Raw genomic sequence first — 3,469 nt, 5'->3', positions numbered from 1 at the left:
CTCGGCGTAGCGGGCCAGGGAGAAGATCAGCGTGATGTTGATGCTGCGTCCCTCGGCGATCATCGCCTGGATGGCGGGCACGCCCTCGCCGGTGGCCGGGATCTTCACGAACAGGTTCGGCTGGGCGATCCGCTCGTGCAGCTGGCGGGCGGCGGCGACGGTGGCGTCGGTGTCGCGGGCCAGTTCGGGTGCCACCTCGACCGACACGAACCCGTCGGTGCCGCCACTGGACTCGAAGGTCGGTCGCAGCACGCCGAGCGCGTCGATGATGTCGTCGACGATCAGGTCCCAGTACGCGTCCATCACCGGTCGCCCCTGGACGATGAGCGTCGCGAATTGCTCGTCGTAGGCGTCGGAGCCTTCGATGGCCCTGGCGAGGATCGTCGGGTTGGCCGTCACCCCCCGGATCCCGTCGGCCACCAGCCGGCCGAGTGTGCCGTCGCGGAGATAGAGGCGGGTCAGGTTGTCGAGCCAAGGACTCTGGCCCTGCTCGTCGTACAGACGCTGGAGGTTGGTCATGTCATCGCTCCTCTTGTTCGTCGTGCTGTCCGGGGAACACATCGGTGTCGGACTTGTGCCACACTGGATGGTCGCCGGCGGTCTCGACGTTGAAGCCGTAGTCGTAGACGAGGCTGCCACCGAACGTCGCGCCCACCGACACCAGCAGGCCGATGACGACCGACAGCACCGCGATCCCTACGGGCGTGACCGGCTTGGTGTGGTAGTCGTTCAGCCGCCAGGCGATGTCGGCCAGGGCGAGCACGGTGACGGTGATCATGATCGTGGCGTGGGTGTTGATCGTTCGCCGCGCCTGGGTGCCGGCCTCCGAGGACTTCCACGCGTCCCACAGGCCCGTCAACGCGGCGAACACCGACACCGCCGCCCCACCGATAAAGGTGTACGTGCCGGCGTGCCACAGCTCCCGGGCCCAGGTGTGGTCCTTGCCGGCGGCCGCCGAGATGACGTCGAACACGGCGGCGAGCACGTAGGCGGCGATCGGGAAGTCGGTCAGCGGAGGATGCAATGGTTTGCCCGACCAGCCCCGTAATCCCTTGAATGTGCGGCCCTTCAGCGTCAGCGTCGGGCGAACCGAGAACCTCCTCACGACGTCTCCTCGTTTCTCCACAGGCAGTGGATTATTGGGCTCTCACCGGCTGATGCCGACGAGAGCGAAGAACTCCTGCCGCGAGCGTGGGTCGCTGCGCAGCAGGCCGCGCAGGGCGGAGGTGACGGTGCGGGCGCCGGTGGCCTGCACGCCGCGAAGCGACATGCAGAGGTGCTCGGCCTCCACCACGACCCCGACGCCCTTGGGCTCCAGATGGTCCTGCAGCCAGTCGGCGACCTGCTTGGTGAGCCGCTCTTGGAGCTGCAGCCGGCGGGCGAACAGCTCGACCACTCGGGCCAGCTTCGACAGGCCCAGGATGCGGTCGGCGGGCAGGTAGCCGACGTGGGCGACCCCGACGAACGGCAGCAGGTGGTGCTGGCACAGCGACTGGAACGGGATGGCCCTGACCAGGACCAGCTCGTCGTAGCCTTCGTCGTTGGGGAAGGTGGTGGGGTTGAAGGCCACCGGGGTGAGCAGTTCGGCGTAGCCGGCGGCGACCCGCCGCGGCGTGCCCTGGAGCGGTTCGGAGGCCGGGTCCTGGCCGAGCGCGGCGAGCAGGTCGGCCACGGCGCGCTCGGCCCGCACCAGGTCGACCGTAGGCGTGCGGTCGACGACCTGCAGCTGCGGGCGGCTGCTGGGCGGCGTGGGCTCGTCGGGCAGTGGGCGGGCAACAGCGGACACGTCGGGTCCTTTCGGCTGCGGTAGGCCAAGGTGCATACAGGCCAGCGGCGTCGGCTCGGCGGCGACGCCGCTCGCCTGCTGCGCCCTCAGACCTGCGCGGTGTCGTGGGCGGGCCGGAAGGCGGTGGCGAGCCGGGCCAGCGCCAGCGCCGCCAGCAGCAGGCCGAGGTCCCGCAGGGCGATGTCGTAGTGGCTGCCGAGCAGCAGCAGGTTGGCGATGATGCCGGCCAGCCAGGCGGCGACCAGGTAGCCGCCGACCTTGGGCCGGACCGCCACGACCAGCCCGGCGGCGACCTCGACGACGCCGACGGCGAGCATCGCGCCCGAGGCGCTGCCGGGGAGCAGGCGGTCGACGGCGGGTGCCAGGTAGGTGGTCCAGTCGGCCAGCAGGTTGGTGAACTTGTCCAGGCCGAACAGGATCGGGGCGGCGACGAAGCCGGTGCGCAGGGTCAGGTAGGCCTGGTAGGCGGGGTTGTCGAGGGCGGCTGCGGTGTGGGGACGGGCGGTGGTGGCCATGCTCCCTCCTCCTGTATCGAAAATACTTCTTTGTTATAGAGCTTCGGAAGGCTAGCTGTCAAGAAGTGTTTGTTTTAGAATGGAGGTATGAACCCCGCGAACGTTGATCAGCAGCTCACCGGCCTCAGCGGGCTCGGCGACCCCCTCCGTCGTGCCCTCTACCGACACGTGGCCGAGCGTGGCATCCCCGTCAGCCGAGATGACGCCGCCCGCGCGGTCGGCATCAGCCGGCCCCTGGCCGCCTACCACCTCGACAAGCTGGTCGACGACGGCCTGCTGGAGGCCCGCTACCAGCGCCGCAGCGGCCGCCGGGGACCCGGCGCCGGCCGCCCGGCCAAGCACTACGTCCGCGCCGACCGTCAGATCGAGCTCAGCCTCCCCGCCCGCGACTACGCCGCCCTGGCCGAGCTTCTCGCCCGCGCCGTCGAAGCCGACCAGTCCGGCGCCGCCCAGGCCGCGCTCAACCGCGCCGCCGGCAGCCTCGGCGCGGAACTCGGCACCGAGGCAGCCACCCACATCCAGCCCGGTGGCGACCCTGCCCGCGTCCTCGCGGCGCTCCGCCAGGCGCTGGCCCGCCGCGGCTACGAGCCCTACGACGACGCCGACGGCACCATCCGGCTCCGCAACTGCCCCTTCGACCGCATCGCCGCCGACCACCGCGATCTGGTCTGCGGGGCCAACCTCGCCATGCTCCGGAGCCTCACCGACCACCTCGACGCCGACCCGCCCGTCCGGGCCGTGCTGGACCCGCAGCCCGGGCGCTGCTGCGTCGCCTTGGCCCGCGAGGGCTGACCTCGCTGGACCCACCCTGAGCCGGCGCCGCCGCTGGGGCTGGGCCCGCGCCCGGAGCCGCTGCGGCTGCGGTTGGCGCTGGGCGACCGGATCTTGCTGTACACCGACGGGGCCAGCGAGGCGCGCACCCGGGGTGGGTTCTTCCCGTTGCAGGCCGCGGCGGCGTTCGCGCTGGTCAGCGCCGACCTGGAAGCGGGGCTGGAATCGCTGTGGCCGCCCGGCGGCTCTGGCCGCGGGCCAGCAGCGACGACGCCTGGCCCTCGGCGGCCCCAGGGACCTCGCGGACCTTCGCGGGTCCGGCGGTGTCGTTGACGGTTGCGCGGCCGGGTGGTCACATTGGACGCATGGAGAAGCTGTCGCTCGAGGCGCTTGCGCG

5 protein-coding genes and 1 pseudogene are annotated in these 3,469 nt (G+C 71.4%); 2 read left to right on the top strand and 4 right to left on the bottom strand.

The window, feature by feature from the left end; translation table 11 throughout:
- The 4 genes from VG276_22685 to VG276_22670 all read right to left on the bottom strand — a co-directional run.
- A partial coding sequence (locus tag VG276_22685; GenBank protein HEV8652119.1) for a transaldolase family protein occupies nucleotides 1–519 on the bottom strand: 519 nt, incomplete at its 3' end.
- Between the two features lies 1 nt (nucleotide 520).
- The gene (locus tag VG276_22680; GenBank protein ID HEV8652118.1) at nucleotides 521–1,105 is read right to left on the bottom strand and encodes a DUF2231 domain-containing protein; all 585 of its coding nucleotides are present in this window, start codon (nucleotides 1,103–1,105) and stop codon (nucleotides 521–523) included.
- A 42-nt stretch (nucleotides 1,106–1,147) separates the two neighbouring features.
- On the bottom strand, nucleotides 1,148–1,726 hold the full coding sequence (gene folE / locus VG276_22675; protein ID HEV8652117.1) for a GTP cyclohydrolase I FolE: 579 nt from the start codon (nucleotides 1,724–1,726) through the stop codon (nucleotides 1,148–1,150).
- Nucleotides 1,727–1,872: 146 nt separating this feature from the next.
- Nucleotides 1,873–2,301: a hypothetical protein gene (locus tag VG276_22670; GenBank protein HEV8652116.1), complete on the bottom strand. Its 429-nt coding sequence runs from the start codon at nucleotides 2,299–2,301 to the stop codon at nucleotides 1,873–1,875.
- An 87-nt stretch (nucleotides 2,302–2,388) separates the two neighbouring features.
- Between VG276_22670 and VG276_22665 the strand changes: the two genes are divergently transcribed.
- Entirely contained in the window at nucleotides 2,389–3,093 is a 705-nt protein-coding gene (locus VG276_22665) for a helix-turn-helix domain-containing protein (protein HEV8652115.1), read from the top strand.
- Nucleotides 3,094–3,123: 30 nt separating this feature from the next.
- A pseudogene (locus tag VG276_22660) lies at nucleotides 3,124–3,405 on the top strand (SpoIIE family protein phosphatase).
- The last annotated feature ends 64 nt before the right edge of the window (nucleotides 3,406–3,469 follow it).

Source organism: Actinomycetes bacterium (genome assembly GCA_036000965.1).
Classification (GTDB): Bacteria; Actinomycetota; CALGFH01; order CALGFH01; family CALGFH01; genus DASYUT01.
This window is presented reverse-complemented; position numbering and strand designations above follow the sequence as displayed.

What these genes read in the sequence shown, in the direction of transcription:
- VG276_22670 (HEV8652116.1), bottom strand. Translation starts at nt 2,301, where the DNA reads ATGGCCACCACCGCCCGTCCCCACACCGCAGCCGCCCTCGACAACCCC.
- VG276_22665 (HEV8652115.1), top strand. Translation starts at nt 2,389, where the DNA reads ATGAACCCCGCGAACGTTGATCAGCAGCTCACCGGCCTCAGCGGGCTC.